Source organism: Streptomyces coeruleoprunus (assembly GCF_039542925.1).
Taxonomy (GTDB): domain Bacteria; phylum Actinomycetota; class Actinomycetes; order Streptomycetales; family Streptomycetaceae; genus Streptomyces; species Streptomyces coeruleoprunus.
This window is the reverse complement of sequence record NZ_BAABIT010000001.1, coordinates 7337672-7356617: the sequence shown is the minus strand read 5'-3', so window position 1 is coordinate 7356617 and position 18946 is coordinate 7337672. Positions and strand designations below refer to the sequence as shown.

Here is an 18946-nt window from a genome sequence, read left to right as displayed (position 1 = left end):
GATGAGCGTCGTCCCCGCACCCGCGGGGGTAGCTTTCTCGGCGGGTCCGCCGTCCTGGACGTGCTGGCGTCGTCCCCGCACCCGCGGGGGTAGTTCCCTGGTGAAAGGCGTGCCCTGGGCCGGCCTGCTGTCGTCCCCGCACCTGCGGGGGTAGTTCGCGAAAGGACAAGCCGCATGACCGAAGCAGCCTGTCGTCCCCGCACCCGCGGGGGCAGTTCCCTAGTGCGGGGCGTGGTGGGCTCCCGTTGGAAGTCGTTCCCCGCACCCGCGGGGGTAGTTCCCGTGCCGTCGTCGGTGATCCGCCGACGCCGGTGTCGTCCCCGCACCCGCCGGGGGGAGTTCCACGTTCGGAATGACGAGTTCCTGTTCCAGCATGTCGTCCCCGTACCCGCGGGGGTAGTACCCACGACACGGGAGGAGAATCACGTCGGCGCCGGTCGGCCCCGCACCCCCGCAGGGAGTTCCCTGACAAGGGGGCCTCGGGACGCCGTGGTCTCTATCAGTCGTACCCGCACCTGTCGGCCGTGAGCTCACCGCGAAGGTGGTCGGCTGCCACGCACTACATCGTCCGAGTACCCCGGCGGCGATGGCGGAACGTGGCAGTCAGCACCCGCACGTCGGCCTCGTTCGCACACGCTCCCCAAACCAAGATCCGGACCATTCCCGGGCCGCATGACCTACGGCCGTTGACAAACTGTCCATTTCCGCTGGTCAAGGGGCACCCTGTCCTTGTACCGCCTGCAGACGAAGAATCTGCTGGTGAGCTACTCGCCGAAGAGGCTCGGGTTCTTCTGAGTGGTTCCCGGCCAGTCGGACCCGCGGTGGCCTCGGGCGACCGGTACCGTCACCAGTCCATCGGCAGGCCGTCGATGAACGAGGTGAGCCGCTCGGCGATGAGGCGGTCGTCGGCGGCCGAGTAGTGCCAGTGGCAGCCGAGGAAGTCCAGGCCCGAGGTGTCGAGGAACCAGTAGCGGACCCCGCTGTCGCCGGCGTCGTTGCGGGCCTTGACCACCTGCTGGACGTGATCGGCGAACTGCCCGGCGCCGACCGCCACGAGGGTGGTGCCGGACCCGTAGCGCCCCCGCAGCTTCTGGAGGAAGTCACCGTAGGCACTGCGGTAGGCGGCCGCGAGGCCGTCGGGGGTCCATGGTTCACCGGGGTTGATGGAGGTCGAGAAGTCGTTGGTACCGAGGTTGACGACCACGAGCCGGGGCCGCCAGGTGCCGGGGTTCTGCCAGACGTCGCCGGCCGTGTTCAGGAGGGCGCGGTCGTAGAAGGTTCGGTACGTGACGTCGGGCGTACCCCCGTTGTAGTTGCGGACCATGCCGAGGCCCGAATAGGCGTTCAGCTGGTAGTCGGCGTTCCACCGCCGGGCGACGAGGGCGCCGTAGCTCACGTCGGCGTTGGTGGTCCGCTTCACCTGGTCCCCGGTGCAGTCGCGGGACGTCGAGAGGTTGCCGTAGCCCACCGTGTTGGAGTCCCCGATGAACTCGATCTGGCGCCGGCGGGCCGCCGGCTTGCTCAGGACGGCGCCGCCGGGTGCGGCGACGAAGCCTCCGAACTGGCTGGTGCTTCCCGGGGTGTCGTTCCGCTTGACCACCCGGACGGTGTGCGCGCGGTCCTCCAGGCCGTTGATCCAGTGCGTCTTCTTGCCGGGCGTGACGAGCGTGGCGACGGTGGCTCCGTCGATCTGCACGTCGTAGTCGGCGGCCGAGTCGTCGATGACGATGCCCACGCCGGTACCCCTGACGGACCCCTCGAAATACACGCCGGGCCAGCTGTACTGAAGCGTGTCACCGGCGTCCTTGACCCGCCCCGCGGTGTGCACCTGCGCCAGCGGTCCACCGACTCGGACCAGGCGCCACTGCTGGTTCGCCCCGCCCCAGTCGGTGTACTGGACGACCTTGGCCCCGTCCGCGGTGGCGGCGCCCTGGACTTCGACGGCCTTGCCGCTGTGGCGGTTGATCAGGCGGATGTGGCCGTCGGGGGAGTCGGCGATCCGGAACTGCTGGTTGGTGCCGTTCAGGTCGCTCCACTGCACGAGGGCCGCGGAGTCGGCGGTCGAGTGGTTGTGGACGTCCAGGACCTTGCCCGAGTGCTGGGCCTTGAGCCGGTAGTAGCCGCCGCCGGAGTCCACGAAGCGGAACCGCTGGTTGGCGTTGTCGGTACGGGTCCACTGATGGACCGCCGCGCCGTCACCGGCGGCCGCGCCGGACACGTCGAGCGCCTTGCCGCTGGCGCGGTTGACCAGCACGTACCACGCCTCCGTGTCGACGGTCGCGGCCCGCGCCGTCCCGGCGGCACCCACGCCTGCCAGCAGCGCGGCCAGCAGAGCGACCACCACGGTGAAGGACGCCGTCCACCTGCCGGGCCTTCGCCCGGACCATCGTAATGAAGTGCCCATGTCAGCCATCCACCTTCTACCGAGCTGCTTGGCGCCCGTCTCGGGAGCGCTCCCATGTGACGAAATGCCGAACACTGGTCGACTGGTCGGAGATTCAGGGCGCACATTATTGATGCGCATCGCCACCGTCAACGGGGGTGGCGGAGGGGACTGATCACCGCCGAACTATGCGCAGGTCAAAGCGACTTGGGGAGGCACAGCACACACCGTGCCTTCCCGCCCGAGGCCGGGCTCCTCCGTCATCCCTCTCTGGGCGGAGCCGTGCTCTCCCGGACCGTGAGCGTCGTCGCGATCTCCAGGCCGAGCTGCGGCACATCCTCACCACGCCGAGCGCGAGCGCCAGTTCGGTGGCTGCGGTCGCCATCTCGGCCAGCGGCTGATGGACCGTCGTCAGCGGCGGGTCCATCCAGGCCACGGCCGGCACGTCGTCGAACCCGACGACGCAGAGGTCGTCGGGGCTGCCCAGGACCAGCTCACGGGCCGCCCGGTAGACGCCCAGCGCCTGCATGCCGTTCGCGGTGAACACGGCGGTCGGGCGGTCGGGCCGGGACAGCAACTCGCGCGCCGCGGCGTACCCGTGCTCGCGGTCGAGGTGGGTCTTCACCACCAGGCCGGGCTCCATCGGCAGGCCGGCCTCGGCCAGAGCCGAGACGTATCCGGAGAGCTGGGCGCGGCAGAAGGCGTGATCGTGGCCGCTGGGCTGCCCACCGGCGGCTGGGGCTACGCGTTCCTGCCGTACGTGGCCCGCTTCGTCCGCTCCCAGGGGCTTCCCGCGCTCAGCCACACCGGCCGCTTCCACGAGAGCTGGGGGGACAACGCCGCCCTCAAGCCCCGGGCCGCCCTGCTCTACGAGTGCGGCCGGATCCTCGGCCACGGCCTGACCAGCGGCGTGGGCGACGTGCTGCACCCCCGGGGCGCGCCCTCGCCGGCCGTGTACGAACTCGTCGGATCGGTGTACGGGCACATCGCGGCCTGTGAGCCGTTCCTCGAAAGCGGCCGGGTCGTCAGCGAGGTCGCCGTGATCGTCGACCCCGGCCTGGGCGCCAACCCCGGCGCGAGCAACATCGGAGCCGTACGGGCGCTGCAACAGCTCCGCGTGCAGTTCGACGTCGTTCCCCCGGAGATGAACCTCGGCGGGTACCGGGCCGTCGTGGTGCCGGAGGCGACGGAGGTCGACGACGCGCTCGCCGGGCGCCTGGACGCATACCGCGGCGCCGGCGGGGCCATTCTCCTCGTCGGGCCGTCGCTGGTCGGAAGCGGCGGTGGGCCGAGCCTCCCGGACCTGCCGGTCGAGGGCCTGGCGCGGGCGCCTTCCGGCGAGGCCTTCCTCGCGTGCCAGGGCGTCCCGGGCGAGCGGGAGGACTTCCCCGTGATCGCCCACGGCTCCCGGCTGACGGCCCGGCCGCGGCCCGGCGCCGAGATCCTGGCCCGCGTGGTGGAGCCGTACCACTCGCGCGCCTGGGACCGGTTCTGCGGCCACTCCTACACACCGCCGGCCCGCCCGACGGACGAGGTCGCCGTCGCCGTCGGGGACGGGGTGGCCGCGGTGACGGTGCCGCTGTTCGAGGCGTTCCACGAGCACGGCGTCGAGACGTATCGGCGCCTGCTCGGCGCGGCGCTCGACCGCCTCGTGCCGGATCCCCTGCACCGTGGTGCACCTGATCAGCTTCGTCCCGGCCCGGGAGACCCCACACCTCGACCTGGTGCACGACCCGTTCCCCCCTGGTCGACGTGCCCGTGTCCGTACGCCTGGAGACCCCGCAGCGCTCCGTGCGGCTCCAGCCCGCCGGGCAGGAGCTTTCCCGGCGCCACGACGGCCACTACGGCATGTGGACGTCACCAGCCTGGGCGGACACGCGCTGCTCGTGATCGAGCACGACTGACCGGGAAGCCGGGCGAGGCCCCGCGCCGTGTGGCGCGGGGCCTTGTGTCCGTACCGGTTCAGGCCGGTGGGGGTCACCCGTGCGCCGCACGGGGAAGCGGGCGGTCCCGCCCCGGGCCGTCGGAGTGCGGTCGACGCGCTTGTGCAGCGGTAGCGCGGGATCACGGAAATCGGGCGGCACGGATGCGGACGTGGGCACGGAACTCACGTGGAAACCCCTCAGCCGGGTGGGCACGGTGACCAATCATCGAAGCGCATCGACGGTCCCACTCGCCTCGACGACCCGTCAATGCAAGCCGCAGAGAAAGTTTGCCCCCGTTGAACCTCTTGTTTCGTGCGAAACAAGTCCATTACTTTCCCCTGCGAAGTGAAGCGTTTCGACGGCGAGTTGGCAGAAGGGCCCCTCATGAGCCTTGAGTCGAGCCGCAGACGTCTCGTCGGCGCGGCGGCCTCGGTCGCCGGAGCGGCCGCGCCCTCCCCGCTGGGTCCGGCTGCGGAGGCGGCGGGCAGCAGCGCACGGGCACGAACACCGAGCGGCCCATCTCCGAAGCGACCCGGACCCGTGTCGAGCAGGCCGTCACGGCCCTCGGCTACCACCCGAACGCCGGCGCCCGGGCCTTCGCGGGCAAACGCTCGCACATCATCGCCCTCATCGTGCCGCTCCACCCCGAGGTGCACGTGCCGACGATGACGGACATCGCCATCTCGGTCACGGTGAGGGCCCGCGAGCGCGGTTACGACGTCCTCCTGCTCACCAATGACGAAGGACCCGAGGAGGTGCGGCGGGTCACCGCCAGCGGCATCGCCGACGGGGTGATCCTCATGGACGTCACGTCGACGACGCCCGCATCCCGGTCCTGCGGGCTCAGGGGCCTCCGGCGGCGCTCATGGGCTCCCCGACGATCCGAGCGGACTCTCCTGCGGCGACTACGACTTCGCCGGGGCGGGAGCCCTCTGCGCGGACCACCTGGCCGACCTCGGCCACCGGGACGCCGCCTTCGTGGGCTGCAGCAGCGGCGTGTACCGGCGGCACGCCGGCTACGCGGAGCGGACCCTCGACGGCTTCCGCGAGCGGGCCGAGCTGCGGGGCCTGCGCTTCGTGCACCGGCCGTGCGAGGGCACGTACGACAGCGCGGCGGCGACGCTGGGCCGGATCCTCGCGGACCGCCCCGACACCACGGGGTTCGTCGTGCAGAACGAGGGCGCGATCGGCCCGCTCCTGGGCCTGCTGCGCGCCGGCGGCCGCACCGTGCCGGAGGACGTCTCGGTGGTCGCCGTCTGCCCCGCGGCGCCGGCCGAGCAGCACGCGCCCCGGCTCACCGTCGTGACCGCCCCGAGCAAGGAGCTGGGCCAGCTGGCCGTCGACCAGGCGATGGCCCGGATCGCCGCCATGGCCGAAGGCCACGAACCGGAGGACGAACTCGTCCTGATGCCACCGGAACTGGTGGTCCGCGAGAGCACCGCCGCGCCCCCGCGTCGCGGGGCGCGCCGAGCCGAACGACCGTAGATCTCACGTGGAGGATGTGCTCCAGATGGACGTACGCCGGCTGACCGACCGCCTGGGCGGCCTCGCCTTCGGCGGGGACTACAACCCCGAGCAGTGGGACGAGGAGGTGTGGAAGGAGGACGACGAGCTGATGCGCCGGGCGCGGGTCAACCTGGCGACGGTCGGTGTCTTCTCCTGGGCCCTGCTGGAACCGGAGGAGGGACGCTACGACTTCGCCTGGCTCGATGCCCACGTCGAGCGCCTGCACGCCAACGGCGTCGCCGTCGACCTGGCGACCCCCACCGCCTCGCCGCCGCCGTGGTTCACCCTGGCCCATCCCGACGCCCTGCCGGTGACGCCCGAGGGCACCCGGCTGACCCACGGCAGCCGGGACACGTACTGCCTGGCCGCGCCCGCCTACCGGCGGGCCGCCCGCCGGATCGCCTCGGCGCTGGCCGAGCGGTACGGCGACCATCCCGCCCTGGCGCTGTGGCACGTGCACAACGAGTACGTGACCCTGTGCTGGTGCGACCACACGGCCGCGGCCTTCCGGGTCTGGCTGCGGGCCCGGCACGGCACGCTCGACGCGCTCAACGAGGCCTGGGGGACGGCGTTCTGGAGCCAGCGGTACACCTCCTGGGAGCAGATCGTGCCGCCACGCGCCACCCAGTGGCACAAGAACCCCGGCCAGGCCCTGGACTTCCGCCGCTTCTGGTCCGACGAGGCGCTCGCCGCCTACCGCGAGCAGCGCGACGCGATCCGGGCCCACAGCGACCGTCCGGTGACCACCAACCTCATGGTGCCCGCCTACCAGAACCTGGACCTGTGGGCCTTCGGCCGCGAGGTCGACCTGGTCACCATCGACCACTACCCCACCGCGCCCGGCGTGGACGCCGCCGCCGACACCGCCTTCGGCGCCGACCGGGCCCGCTCCTTCGGCGGCGGCGCGCCCTGGCTGCTGATGGAGCAGGGCACCAACACCGTGTACACGGGCGACCGGATCCTCGGCAAGGAGCCGGGCGAGATCCTGCGCCACTCGCTCGGCCACATCGCCCGGGGCTCGGAGGGCGCGCTGTTCTTCCAGTGGCGCCAGTCCCGGGCGGGCGCCGAGCAGTGGCACTCGGCGATCGTCCCGCACGCCGGGCCGGACAGCCGCCTCTTCCGCGAGGCCGCGGCCACCGGCGAGGCCGTCGCCCGCCTCGGCGAGCTCGCCGGCTCCACCGTACGGGCCGAGGTCGCCGTCCTGCACGACTCCGACGCCTGGTGGGCCCTGGACGTCGACGGGCTCCCGTCCCCCGAACTGGACTACCACTCCTCGCTGAGCCGTGCCCACCGGGCCCTGTGGGACGCCGGCGTCACCGTCGACTTCGCCCACCCGGACCACGACCTGAGCCGCTACCGCCTAGTGGTCGCCCCGGCCCTGTTCCTGCTCTCCGACGCGGGCGCGGAGAACCTGCGCCGGTACGTCGAAGGCGGTGGCACCCTCCTCGTCCAGCACGCCGGCGGCCGCGTGGACGAGCGCCTCCACGCCCGCCTCGGCGGCTACCCGGGCGCGCCGCTGCGCGAGGCGCTGGGCGTCCGGGTCGAGGAGCACCGCCCGCTGCGGCGGGGCGAGGAGATCGTCCTCTCGGACGGCTCACGGGCCGGCGCCTGGAGCGAGGCGCTGCGTACGGAGGGAGCCGAGGCGGTCGCCACGTACACCCACGGCATGCTCGCCGGCGGTCCCGCCCTCACCCGCCACGCCTACGGGGCGGGGCACGGCTGGTACGTCTCCACCCGCCCCTGCGACGCCGCCTACGCCTCCCTGGTCGCCCGGCTGCTCGTGGAGAGCGGCGCGACCCCGGACCTGGCCGGCCTGCCGCCGGGCGTCGAGAGGGTCACCCGGCACGCCCCGGACGGCCGCCGCTGGCACGTGCTGATCAACCACCGCACCGGGACCGTGCCTCTGCCGGAGCCCGCCCACGACCTGCTCACCGGTGCCACCGCGTACGAGCTGCCGCCCGGCGGCTGCGCGGTCCTGCGCCCCCTGCCCTGAGGCCGAGCCTCACCGCCCCGGACCCGAAAGGACCCTGACGTGAAGTCAGATCCATTGCGCCCCGTCGATACCGTCACGAACCCGGTGATCCCGGGCTTCCATCCCGATCCCAGCGTCTGCCGCGTGGGCGACGACTACTACCTGGTGTGCTCCAGCTTCGAGTACTTCCCCGGCGTCCCCGTCTTCCACAGCCGCGACCTGGTGAACTGGACCCAGATCGGCAACGCCCTCGACCGGCCCAGCCAGCTGTGGCTGCCCCGCGACATGCCCTCCTCCGCCGGGATCTACGCGCCGACGCTGCGCCACCACGACGGCTGGTTCTGGCTGATCGTCACCAATGTCGGTGACGGGGGGAACATGCTCTTCACCGCCACCGACCCCGCCGGACCCTGGTCCGATCCGATCCGGCTGCCCGGAGTGCCCGGCATCGACCCCGACCTCGCCTGGGACGAGGACGGCGTGTGCTGGGTCACCGTCGCCGGGGTGTCCCAGCTCCGCATCGACCCGCACAGCGGAGAGGCGCTCGGCGAGCCGCACCGGCTGTGGTCCGGCACACCGGGCGCCAAGGCGCCCGAGGCCCCGCACCTCTACCGCGTCGGCGACCACTGGTACCTCCTGATCGCCGAAGGCGGCACCGAACGCGGCCACGGCGTCTCGGTCGCCCGCGGCCCGGGGCCGTCCGGCCCGTTCGAGCCCTGCCCGGCCAACCCGATCCTGACCCACCGCGGCACCGACCACCCCGTCCAGAACACCGGCCACGCGGACCTCGTCCAGGCACCCGACGGCTCCTGGTGGATGGTGCTCCTCGGCGTCCGGCCGGGCGGCGGCACCCCCGGCTGGCACGTGCTCGGGCGCGAGACCTTCCTCGCCCCCGTGGAGTGGGTGGACGGCTGGCCCGTTGTCGGCGCACTGTCCCCCGAGATCCCGGCACCCCCCTGGCCACTGGGTCCGGCCCCGCTCCCCCCGGCCCGGGACGACTTCGACCGGGCCGAACTCGCCCCTTGCTGGATCTCCGTGCGCGAGCGGCCGGAGCGGCTGTGCACCACCAGGGAGCGCTCCGGCTGGCTCACCCTCCACGCCGACGGTCCCTCCCCCGACGAGCCCGGCCCGGTGTTCGTCGGCCGCCGCCAGCAGCACCTCGCCTGCACCGTACGGACCCTCGTGGACCCCGCCGAGGGCCGCGGCGGCCTGGCCGTCCGCCTCGACGAGAGCCACCACTACGAGATCGAGGCGACCGCCGCCGAGGTGACGGTGTCCGCCCGCATCGGCCCCCTGCGCACCGTGGTGGCGACCGCCCCGGCCCCGGCCGGTCCGGTGGTCCTCGGCGTCGAGATCACCCCACACCCGCCGGAGGGCCCACGGACCGGACCCGACCTGCTCGCCCTCGGTTTCGAGGCCCCGGACGGCACGTTCACCCCGCTCGGCACACTCGACGGCCGGTACCTGTCGACCGAGGTCGCCGGCGGCTTCACCGGCCGCGTCATCGGCATGTACGCCGCCGAAGGAACCGTCCACTTCGACTGGTTCGACTACACGCCGCTCGACGGCTGACCCACCGACCACCCTTCCGCTCACCATCCGCACGACCGACCGAAAGGAACGCCACGTGAACGACATACGGCACGCCTTGTCGCGCCGCAGCCGCGGCCCGGGACGCCTGGCGGCCCTGCTGCTCTCCCTGGTCGTCCTCCTCGGGCTGTCCGGCGGCACCGCGCTCGCCGGTCCCAACGGCGAGAAGAAGCGGTCGCGGCCAGCCGTCGTGGTCCCGGCCTCCGCCATGGACGCCGTCGCCGCGATGCAGCCCAGCTGGAACCTGGGCAACACCCTGGACGCCATCCCTCACGAGACCAACTGGGGCAACCCGCTCACGACCAGGGAGATGCTCGCCCACGTCCGCTCGCAGGGCTTCCGCAGCGTCCGCATCCCGGTGACGTGGACCGACCACCACTCCGCCACCGCCCCGTACACCATCGACCCGGTGTGGATGAACCGCGTCCAGCAGGTGGTCGACTGGGCGCTCGCCGAGGGCCTGTACGTCGTGCTCAACATCCACCACGACTCGTGGCAGTGGATCGCGAAGATGACCACCGAGCACGACCAGGTGCTCGCCCGCTACAACGCCCTGTGGACGCAGATCGCCGCCAGGTTCAAGGACGCGCCGCGCACCCTGCTCTTCGAGAGCGTCAACGAGCCCCAGTTCGAGAACGCCACGGCCGAACAGGTCACCCGGTTCCTCAACGAACTCAACACCTCCTTCCACTCCATCGTCCGTTCCTCGGGCGGCGGGAACACGGACCGTCTGCTGGTCCTGCCCACCAAGTTCTGCACGCCCGACCAAGCGCTGATGGACGACCTGTACACCACGATCCGCGCGCTGAACGACAGGAACCTCGTCGCCACCGTGCACTACTACAGCTGGTACCCGTTCAGCGTGAACATCGCGGGCGGCACCCACTACGACGCCACCGCACAGAAGGACCTCGACGACGCCTTCGCCCGCATGCACAACACCTTCGTCGCCCGGGGCATCCCCGTCTACGTCGGCGAATACGGCCTGCTCGGCTGGCCCGACCACAACCACCCCTCCCGCATCGAGCGGGGCGAGGCGCTGAAGTACTACGAGCACCTCGGGTACAAGGCGCGCGTCGCCGGCGTCACCACCGCGCTGTGGGATCCCGGAGCCTGGGCCTACCTGAACCGCGAAACCCTGACCTGGTCCGACCCCGCCCTCTTCCAGTGGATCAAGTCGAGCTGGACCACCCGCTCCGGCACCACCTCCTTCGACAAGGTCCACCTGCCGAAGTCAAGCCCCATCACCGTCCAGTCCCTCACCCTGAACCGGAACGGCACCAGCTTCCACGGCCTCTGGCAGGGCAACACCCGCCTGTCCTACGGCCGGGACTACACCGTCTCCGGCGACCGGCTCACCTTCACCACCACCGCGCTGACCCGGCTCGCCGGCAACCGGGCGTACGGAGTGAACGCGACGATCCAGGCCCGCTTCTCCAGCGGGCTGCCGTGGAACATCGACATCGTCACCCACGACCGTCCGGTCCTGGCGAACGCGACCGGTACGACGGGCGCCTTCACCATCCCCACGCGGTACCGCGGTGACACGCTCGCGACGATGCACGCCACGTATGCCGACGGCACCAACGCCGGCCAGACCGACTGGACCCCCTACCAGGAGTTCAACAAGGCGTTCCGGCCGGACTACGCCGGCAATGGGATCATCCTGCACACCGAGTTCCTGAACGCCCTGCGTGACGGCGAGCGGGCGACGCTGGTGTTCCACTTCTACAGCGGCGCGACCGTCACGTACCACGTGACCAAGTCCGGCACCTCGGTGACCGGCACCGTCGCCTGACCACACTCCTCCTCGCCCCGGCCGCCGTCATCCGGCTGCCGGGGCCTTCACATCCCGAGGTCCAGCCCGGCGACCGGCGCGGTCGCGCTTCAGGCAGCCGGAGCCCCGACGCGAGTGCTGCACCACCTCGCCGGGCATCTGGTCCGCCGTCAGCAGGAGGGCGGTGGCTGGTCGTACACCGACCTGTCGCATCAGACCGACGTCGACAACACCTCCGTCGTGGTGCCGTTCCTCCACACCCTCGATCCCGACCGGTACGGCGAACCGATTCGCCGCGGGATCAGCTCTCTGCTTACCTTCCAGGGGCCCGACGGCGGCTTCCCGACCTATGTGGCCGGCGCCCGTCCGAGGCTTCCATGACGGCCGCGGCCGTCGACGCCCTCGCCGCCCAACGAGACCCCCGCCTCTCGTCCGAGCCGGTGCGCAGGATGCTCAAGCGGACGGAAGTGCTGCTGCACGGGAGCCGTAACCGGGACGGCGGTTGGGGGCAGCACACCGGGGACTCGAGTGACGTCATCAGCACCGCCTACGGGCTCATCGCCACCTGCGGGCAGGAAGACCCGGCCCCGGCCGCCGACGCGGCCGCGTTCCTTCTCGCCGCCCGGCGCGGGGACGGCGGGCTGAAGCACACCGACCTCCTCACCCTCGTCGGGCGGCCCGTGGCCTTCGAACCGTCCCCGGCCCTCAGCGGGCACGCCGTACAGCACGGTTGGCCCCAGGCCGACCGCACCACCCTGCCGTGCCTCCTGGCGGCCGTCGGGGCGTAACCCGGCTCGCCAACCGGCCTGACAGCGCATTCCCGTCAGGTGTCCGCCGGCCACCTCATCGAATGAGCTCGTGCGCAGGAGGTGCGTGTACTGGACGTGTACGGCCGTCCGAAGGCTGTCCCGTAACCGCGAGCCGTCCCGTCGGGGGCGGGCCGCTCCGTGCTCCTGGAGCTAGCCGAAGATGAGTTCAACGTCCTTGTCCACGCAGATCCGCAGGACGGTCACCAACTCTCCGACGTCTTCGATGCGCCGTCGGAGGACGGGGTCACTGTCGTCGGGCTCGGGTTGGTTGAGAATCGCCTCCAGCCGCGGCAGCATCGCCGCGCATTGAGCAGGCGTGAGGGCTCCCTCGTCGTCTGCGTGGTCGAGTAGTGGCGCCAGCGTGGTGGAGACGCTGGACCACTGGCGATCCCCGCCGAAGCCGTCCATCTCGGCGAGCTCGAACCCCTCGATCCGGGCCAGCCACTGCCTGAACATGCTGAAGCCGGTGTAGGACCAGGAGACGTCTGGGCTCGCCACGTCGTCGTCACTTGGGAAGAGCATCAGTCCCATCTCGTACCCCCTTGCCTGCCCTGTGCCCAGGATCAACCGTGGGGAGGCGTGTCGGCAAGGGAAATGATCGCTGGTGACCCAGCTGCGGAGGGAGGGAGTCGACGCTGGGCTGCGGCTGGCGGACCGTGTGCTGCCGGTCGCCGCCTACTCGCACCCGGGCGGTCGTGATAGTCGCGCACGCGAGTTCGGGCGCGCGTCGAGCGCACCTTCGCCCGCGTGAAGGGCTGCAAGATCCTTCGTGACTGCCGCCTGAAGGGCGATGCGTCCCCTACGCCATGCTCGGCATCGCTCGCCTCTACAGGCTCCTCCTTGCTGGACAACCGCGTTTTTCAAGATCACTTACGGGACAGCCTCTAAGCCCTGGCGGCGATGATGGTGCCGCCGGGCACGTTGCCGCCGATGTCGATCGCCATGCGGACCGCGGCCACGAGGGGCTCTTCCGGCCCCTTGCGGATCGCGTCGTAGTTGAGGAAGGCGAAGAGGTTCGGGAAGGTCAGCAGGGACTGGGCCACCGTGTGGAGGCCGTCGATCGCCTGCTGCGCGACCAGGCGGATGACGTTGCCCAGGCAGGCCACGCCGATGACGGTCATGACGAGGGGCATCCACGGCTTCAGCACGCTCCAGCCCTGTTTCAGTTGGGCGAAGAAGAGGAACGCCGCGTAGGCGGCGAAGGCGATCACACCACCCATCGCGGCCTTGAGCTCGTTGGACCACGTGTCGATCTCCGACAGGGCGACCCCTTGAAAGGTCAGCATGGCCACAGCTCCGGTCCACAACGTGTTGAGCAGCGACAGCCACTGGGGGGCCTCGTCCCCCTTGTAGTCGATGGCGCACATCGGGATCGCCTGGACTGCGGTGAGGATTCCGGCGGCGAGCGTGCAGCCGCGGTACTGCGGGGTGCCGAGGGTGCTCGCCTCGGGGAGCCTGCCGTGCGGGAACGGCTGCTCGTCGGTGCCCTCGGCCAACTTGTAGATGAGGGTGACCGGTACCGCGGCCACGAGGGCGATCACCCCGGCGTAGGTCGGCTTGTCGTCGTCCGAGTTCCCGGACAGGCGGGCCAGCCACCGGAACAGCTCTTTGACGACGGCGTTGTCGATCTCGGCGTCGAGCAGCGCGCCGAAGCCCTTCATACCCGACTCGATGAGCGAGGCGCCCAGGTCGACGATGGCAGTTCCGGTGTCGAAGGCGGCTCCGAGGATGTTCTTCGTGCCGTCGAGGATCGCCGCCAGTTCCGCACTGGAGACTCCGCCGGATGAGCGGAACGTGTCGAGCACGGCCGGGGCCAGCTCCTTCGCCCCCTTCTCCAGCTCCTGCCCGGCGGTGGACATCCTCAGCGCGACCTCCTGCATCAGCTTCTCCACGCCGTCGGGCTCCACGGGCTGCGGTAGCGACAACCCCGTCAGCACGGCCGGCAGACCGGCGGACTGCATCTTGTCCATCAGCCAGTTGTGGTGCGCGTTGCCGGTGAAGTGGCTCTGCGGCACCTTCCCGATCGACGAGCCCTTGGGGACCGCGGCCAGTTCGGAGATCTTCTTGCCGGAAAGCTGCTGGATCACCGTGTTCAAGCTCTTGAGTACGTTGTCCTTCTCGCCCTGGAGCCATGTCGCCGCCCTCTGACGCCCCGCTTCCGTCGCCTTGGCGATCGCCGGCGGCGCCTTGCGCATGGCCTCTTCCAACGCGCGCTTGGTGTTCCAGATGGCCTTGAGGTCGAACAGGGCCTTGAGCCACGCGATGACCTTCTCGACGAATGCCTCGATCTGGTGGAAGACGTTGGCCACGAACTGGGCGGCCTGCTCCAGGCTGTGGAGCGCGACCTTGATGCCCTTGACGATCGCGTTGCCGATCTTGACGGCGATGGTGGAAAGCTCGTGGAGCCCCTTGAGGACCGCCTCGTCGATCTCGATCAGACCGTTCTTGGCCGCCCGCAGCAGGTCGCCGCCGAGTTGCCTGAGCTTGTGCCGGGCTTCCTCCTCCAGGTGCTTGGCGCCCTCGACGGCCTCGTTGTAGACGTGCTTGAGGTCGTTCCACCTGTCTGCGAGCCAGCCGTACTCCGCCCCCTCTTCCTCACGGCTGACATCTGCGACGGCCAGGTCCAGCTCCTCCTGGTTGTGCAGCAGGACGCACTGGTAGGGCGCACCGGAGGTCCGCTGTCCTCGGGAAGCGGACACGCCCAGGCTGAACCGTACGCCCACCGCGTTCTCGGGCAGCTTCTTGCCCAGGCCGACCAGTGCGGTGCGCTGGATCGCCTGGGAGGCGATCGAGGCGAGTACCGGATTCTTGTTGGCAAGCGGCGCCAGAGGGGCGTTGTCGCGGCCCTGCGCGTCTTTGAGCGTGTCGCCGTGCTTGTCGAACTTCGGCAGCGCGCCGCCCGGGTCCGTCTCGCGCAGCGTCCCGTGTCCCGAGAGGTACGTGTGGACGGCGTGGCCGGGCTGGATGGGTACGGGCTTCGCCAGATCTGCCGAGCTCAGTTCCAGCAGGGAGGCGCCGAGGCCGTTCGGCGCCACCCCGAAGGTGACCTTGCCACAGGCGTCGGTCGTGAGGTCGACACCCTCGCGGGGAATCCTCATCACTCGGTTCTGGTACGTCACCGTGCACGCGGAGGCGTGTTCCGCCGGCCTCAGCCTCACCGGGTAGTTCGCGAGGGGTGCACCCGTGGCGTCCGTGACCGCGGCTTCGACGCGGTAGTGGGTGAGCTCGTACGCCTGCGTCTGCGGAGCGCGGACATCGTGCTCGTGCCACATGCTGGTGTGTGGGTCCTGGAACTCCATGCGGAGACCCTTGGTGCCCTTGACGTACGAGAAGAGCGTCGGGGCGTCGACCGGCTCGACCGAGGCCGCAACGCCCGCGATGCCCTTGTCGAGGGGCGTCGGCGGGAGCCAGCGCGGGATTCCTCCATCGCCGACGGGCCGGACAGGGTCCTGGCGCAACGACCAGAGGACGTCCTTCTCGTCGATGCCGTAGATGTCCCAGCGGATCCGACCGCGTTGCCGGGTCTCACACAGGTGCGCGACAGCGGTGCGGAACGTCATGTCGCCGACGTGACAGCTCCCGAATGGCTGACCCTGCGGCCCGCAGCTCCACAGGTGCAGGGTGTCATCCGCGTGCAGGATCAAGAACGTGGCCTGCCGCTCGTCGCCGAAGGCGGCCACCACGCGTTTCACCTGTGGATAGCCCGGCACCTCTACGTCCCACCGCTCGTTGAGCCGGCCGACGACGCCGTGGTTGACCTTGAGCTTTCCGTCCACGACTGCGGCCGAGGCCCAGTGGTCACTGCCCACGCGCGTCATGCGCGCGTTCTCGTCGAGACGTGTCCACACGGGTTGCGAGGCGGGGTGCAGGGCCCATCCCGAGCCCGACGCCCTCCCCGCGTAGACGAGGGGGCGCAGGTGGCCGTTGTGAACGGTGTGGGAGACGTTCAGGCCACGGAGCCGGTCCCCGTCCTCAGGGACGTGCACGGCGAACGGTTCCGACCACGTCCCGTCGGAGCGCAGCACAGAGCGGTAGCCGCTGCCGAGACTGAGGAAGAAACACTCGACGAAGGGATCGCCTTCCTGGTTCTTCCCGGTGATGACGACCACTTCGGTCGGTGTGTGCGAGTCGAAGAGCTTCACCGCCTGCCAGCCGGTCGAGGACGTGAAGTCGGGGGACACATGCAGCAGAGCCGTGCCGCTCCCCGCCTCACTCACCACGAGCACGTCCTCCGCCTGGGTGTACGGGTTGCGGAAGACCGCGAGCGGGGCCGGGCTCGACTCGTCCACGTGGATACCAGCCGCCATCACCACGTCCTGGCTCAGCACCTCGCTCACGTTGACCTTGAGCGGGAGTACGGGCTTGGCGGCGGGCGGTACAGCGGGCGAGGGCGCGGTGGCGGTCTTCACGAGTGGCTCCTGGGGCAGTGGGGGTGTGCCTGTCCAGTACTCCACGAATCCCCCGGCGCTGCCCCTTGGCATGACCCCGTTGGCCCATCCGACCAGTCTCCGAGGTCGTCTCGGCACAAACCCGGCTGCGGCTCGCTCCCAGGGATGGCTCAAGCCGTGTCCGACAGGTCAGCGGATCGCGCCCCATCGGAAGTGCCTGGGCGTGCTTCTCGCGCAAGGCAAGGAGTGTGACGGGCGAGTGCGCAGCGTTATGCGGGGCGCCGGAAATGCGGAGGTATGAGAGAAGGATCACTGGAGAATAAAAGGGATCATATGGATCTTCCGCCCTCGTGCGGCCTACGGTCGTAGGGTTGCTCTGATTCCTCACCGCACTGGGAGGGCGTGTGCGCCGCCGCTCCACGACCGACCACGCCGCCGGCCCCACCGGGCGCCGCGGTCACATACGCAAGACGGCGATCGCGGCCGGTGCGGTCGCGGCCGTCGCCGGCGGACTGTACGTGGCGGGTCTCGTCGCCACCGGGGACGACATCTCCGCGGGCACCCGGGTGGACGGCATCGACATCGGCGGCCTGAGCCGTGCCGAGGCCGCCGCCCGGCTCGCCTCCGCGGCCCCCGCCGCGTGGAAGGACCCGATGCGGGTGACCGTCGGTGACGCGTCGACCACCGTCGACCCCGCCTCGGCCGGGCTGGCGGTCGACGTCCGGGCCACCGCGGACCGGGCGGCCGACCCGTCCCGCAGTCCGTTCACCGTCATCGGCCGGCTCTTCTCCTCCTCCCAAAGCCGCGACATCGAGCCCGTCGTCTCGTTCGACGGGACGAAGGCACACGCGGCCGTCGCGGCGGCCGCGAAGGAGCATGACCGCGAGGTCCGCGAGGCCGCTGTCGCCTTCAAGGACGGCAAGGCGGTCGTGACGCAGCCCCGCGAGGGGCTGAAGCTGGACACGGAGAAGGCCGTCGAGGCGTTGCGCAGCGCCTACCCCGCGGCCGGCGGCACGGCGCCCGTGGCGCTTCCGGTCTCGGTGAAGCAGCCGCAGGTACGGGGGGCGGAGCTCGCCCGCTTCGTGAACGAGTTCGCGAAGCCCGCCATGTCCGGTCCTGTCACGCTCACCTCGGGCGATGAACGGCTCCAGATCACGGCGGCCACGTTGGGCGAGCACCTGACCGTGAAGGCGGACGGCGGACGGCTCACTCCCTCCCTCGACGCCCGGGCACTGCTGCACGACTCGGCGGTGTCCCGTCCGCTCGACACGCTCACCGGCGCGCCCGTCGAGGCCCGACTCGGGGTGCGAGACGGCAGGGTCGTCGTGGAGCAGGACGGCCGCCCCGGCCGTGAGGTGTCGGCCGAGGCCCTCCGCCGGGCGGTGGAGCCGCTGCTGACCAAGAAGGGCGCGGCCGCCCGTACCGGCCCGGTCGCCGCCACGGTGACGCCATCGAGGCTGACGGCGCAGACGCTTGCCCGGCTCGGGATCACCGAGCAGATGTCGACGTTCACGGTGAACTTCCCGGCCGCGCCGTACCGCACGACCAACATCGGCCGGGCGGTCGAGCTGATCAACGGCTCGGTGGTCCAGCCGGGCGAGGTGTGGAGCTTCAACCGCACGGTCGGTGAGCGCACCAAGGCCAATGGCTTCGTCGACGGCACCATGATCATGGACGGTCAATATCGGAAGGCCCCGGGCGGCGGTGTGTCGGCGGTCGCCACCACCGTCTACAACGCGCTCTTCTTCGCCGGGGTCGAGCCCCTGGAACACGGCGCCCACTCCTTCTACATCGAGCGCTACCCGGCGGGCCGGGAGGCGACCGTGGCCTGGGGCACGCTCGACCTGAAGTTCCGCAATGACTCGGGCAAGCCGATCTACATCAGGGCGAGTTCGACGGATTCGTCGGTCACAGTGAGCTTCCTCGGCACGAAGAAGTACGACTCGGTGACGGCGGACGCCGGCCCCCGTACGAACATCACGCCGCCGAAGGAGCGCAAGGGCACCGGCGAGACATGCGAGGTGCAGGAGCCGTTGGAGGGCTTCGACATCAAGGTCGACCGCGTCTTCACCAACGCCGGCGTCGAGGTGAAGCGCGAGACGTTCGGCACGCACTACACCCCGCGGGACAAGGTGACCTGCGACTGATCGGCCACGAGGCGCGGTGACCGGACCCGCGCACCGGCGCCCGGCGTCGTCGACGAAGACGCCCGGGAGGGTCGCGCCGTGGCGGCATGGATCCCACGGCCGGCAGGCTGGAAGGTTTCACGAGGCCACCGCCGGCTCGCCCGGTCCGGCCGCCGTCGCGGTGCTCTCCTGCGCGAGCGGTCCGGCGACGCGGCTCAGCGCGCTGGTGAGCAGCAGTTTGACGTTGCCGAAGCTGTAGTCGACGCGCCGTCATCGCCGAGGACCGGTATCTGCCCGAAGCTGTTGCTCGGCGCGACCGCGACCGGGTTGCCGACCTTGACGAACATGCCTTCCATGGACCCGTAGAAGTCGATGCCGTCGGTGGTGGCGTCGAAGGTGCCGGAGGACTCGACGCTGCAGCGGCATCGTCGTCGAGCCCCGCCCAGTGCCGATGACCACCGGGGCGGGCA

12 protein-coding genes, 1 pseudogene and 1 CRISPR repeat array (1 of these 14 only partly in view) are annotated in these 18946 nt (G+C 70.8%); of the genes and pseudogenes, 9 read left to right on the top strand and 4 right to left on the bottom strand.

Annotation, left to right across the window (positions count from 1 at the left end):
* A CRISPR array of direct repeats spans positions 1-280; the repeat unit is 28 nt; unit sequence GTCGTCCCCGCACCCGCGGGGGTAGTTC; it reaches 1399 nt to the left of the window's first position.
* A 564-nt stretch (positions 281-844) separates the two neighbouring features.
* Positions 845-2404, bottom strand: coding sequence for an RICIN domain-containing protein (locus ABEB09_RS32925; RefSeq protein WP_345693575.1), 1560 nt, complete (start codon positions 2402-2404; stop codon positions 845-847).
* A 154-nt stretch (positions 2405-2558) separates the two neighbouring features.
* A complete protein-coding gene (locus ABEB09_RS32920; RefSeq protein ID WP_345693574.1) occupies positions 2559-3026 on the bottom strand; it encodes a substrate-binding domain-containing protein in 468 nt (155 codons plus the stop codon).
* 66 nt (positions 3027-3092) lie between these two features.
* On the opposite strand from ABEB09_RS32920, the gene ABEB09_RS32915 reads away from it, so the two are divergent.
* From ABEB09_RS32915 to ABEB09_RS32885, 7 genes are all read left to right on the top strand, one after another.
* Positions 3093-4526 carry a beta-galactosidase trimerization domain-containing protein gene (locus ABEB09_RS32915; RefSeq protein WP_345693573.1) on the top strand — a complete coding sequence of 478 codons (1434 nt, stop codon included), beginning with the start codon at positions 3093-3095 and terminating at the stop codon, positions 4524-4526.
* Positions 4527-5286: 760 nt separating this feature from the next.
* Positions 5287-5793 (top strand): substrate-binding domain-containing protein, encoded by a 507-nt coding sequence (locus ABEB09_RS32910; RefSeq protein ID WP_345693572.1) that lies wholly within the window; start codon positions 5287-5289, stop codon positions 5791-5793.
* A 25-nt stretch (positions 5794-5818) separates the two neighbouring features.
* A complete protein-coding gene (locus ABEB09_RS32905; RefSeq protein ID WP_345693571.1) occupies positions 5819-7807 on the top strand; it encodes a beta-galactosidase in 1989 nt (662 codons plus the stop codon).
* Between the two features lie 39 nt (positions 7808-7846).
* A complete protein-coding gene (locus ABEB09_RS32900; protein ID WP_345693570.1) occupies positions 7847-9358 on the top strand; it encodes a glycoside hydrolase family 43 protein in 1512 nt (503 codons plus the stop codon).
* A gap of 55 nt (positions 9359-9413) precedes the next feature.
* Positions 9414-11174, top strand: a complete 1761-nt coding sequence (locus ABEB09_RS32895; RefSeq protein WP_345693569.1) for a cellulase family glycosylhydrolase — start codon at positions 9414-9416, stop codon at positions 11172-11174.
* A 114-nt stretch (positions 11175-11288) separates the two neighbouring features.
* Positions 11289-11534 carry a hypothetical protein gene (locus tag ABEB09_RS32890; RefSeq protein WP_345693568.1) on the top strand — a complete coding sequence of 82 codons (246 nt, stop codon included), beginning with the start codon at positions 11289-11291 and terminating at the stop codon, positions 11532-11534.
* A complete protein-coding gene (locus ABEB09_RS32885) occupies positions 11531-11941 on the top strand; it encodes a hypothetical protein (RefSeq protein WP_345693567.1) in 411 nt (136 codons plus the stop codon). Before ABEB09_RS32890 ends, ABEB09_RS32885 begins: the two co-directional genes overlap by 4 nt.
* Positions 11942-12112: 171 nt before the next feature.
* Here the strand turns inward: ABEB09_RS32885 and ABEB09_RS32880 are convergent, their stop codons facing one another.
* Complete coding sequence (locus tag ABEB09_RS32880; protein ID WP_345693566.1) at positions 12113-12493, bottom strand: hypothetical protein; 381 nt, start codon at positions 12491-12493, stop codon at positions 12113-12115.
* Between the two features lie 171 nt (positions 12494-12664).
* On the opposite strand from ABEB09_RS32880, the pseudogene ABEB09_RS32875 reads away from it, so the two are divergent.
* Positions 12665-12810 (top strand): annotated as a pseudogene (locus ABEB09_RS32875) (IS5/IS1182 family transposase); the annotation flags it as partial.
* 36 nt (positions 12811-12846) lie between these two features.
* Here ABEB09_RS32875 and ABEB09_RS32870 read toward each other — a convergent pair.
* Positions 12847-16371: a hypothetical protein gene (locus ABEB09_RS32870; protein ID WP_345693565.1), complete on the bottom strand. Its 3525-nt coding sequence runs from the start codon at positions 16369-16371 to the stop codon at positions 12847-12849.
* 383 nt (positions 16372-16754) lie between these two features.
* On the opposite strand from ABEB09_RS32870, the gene ABEB09_RS32865 reads away from it, so the two are divergent.
* Positions 16755-18497, top strand: coding sequence for a VanW family protein (locus ABEB09_RS32865; protein ID WP_345693564.1), 1743 nt, complete (start codon positions 16755-16757; stop codon positions 18495-18497).
* Positions 18498-18946 lie beyond the last annotated feature (449 nt).

What these genes read in the sequence shown, in the direction of transcription:
- ABEB09_RS32880 (WP_345693566.1), bottom strand. Translation starts at nt 12,493, where the DNA reads ATGGGACTGATGCTCTTCCCAAGTGACGACGACGTGGCGAGCCCAGAC.
- ABEB09_RS32925 (WP_345693575.1), bottom strand. Translation starts at nt 2,404, where the DNA reads ATGGGCACTTCATTACGATGGTCCGGGCGAAGGCCCGGCAGGTGGACG.
- ABEB09_RS32920 (WP_345693574.1), bottom strand. Translation starts at nt 3,026, where the DNA reads ATGGAGCCCGGCCTGGTGGTGAAGACCCACCTCGACCGCGAGCACGGG.
- ABEB09_RS32885 (WP_345693567.1), top strand. Translation starts at nt 11,531, where the DNA reads ATGACGGCCGCGGCCGTCGACGCCCTCGCCGCCCAACGAGACCCCCGC.
- ABEB09_RS32905 (WP_345693571.1), top strand. Translation starts at nt 5,819, where the DNA reads ATGGACGTACGCCGGCTGACCGACCGCCTGGGCGGCCTCGCCTTCGGC.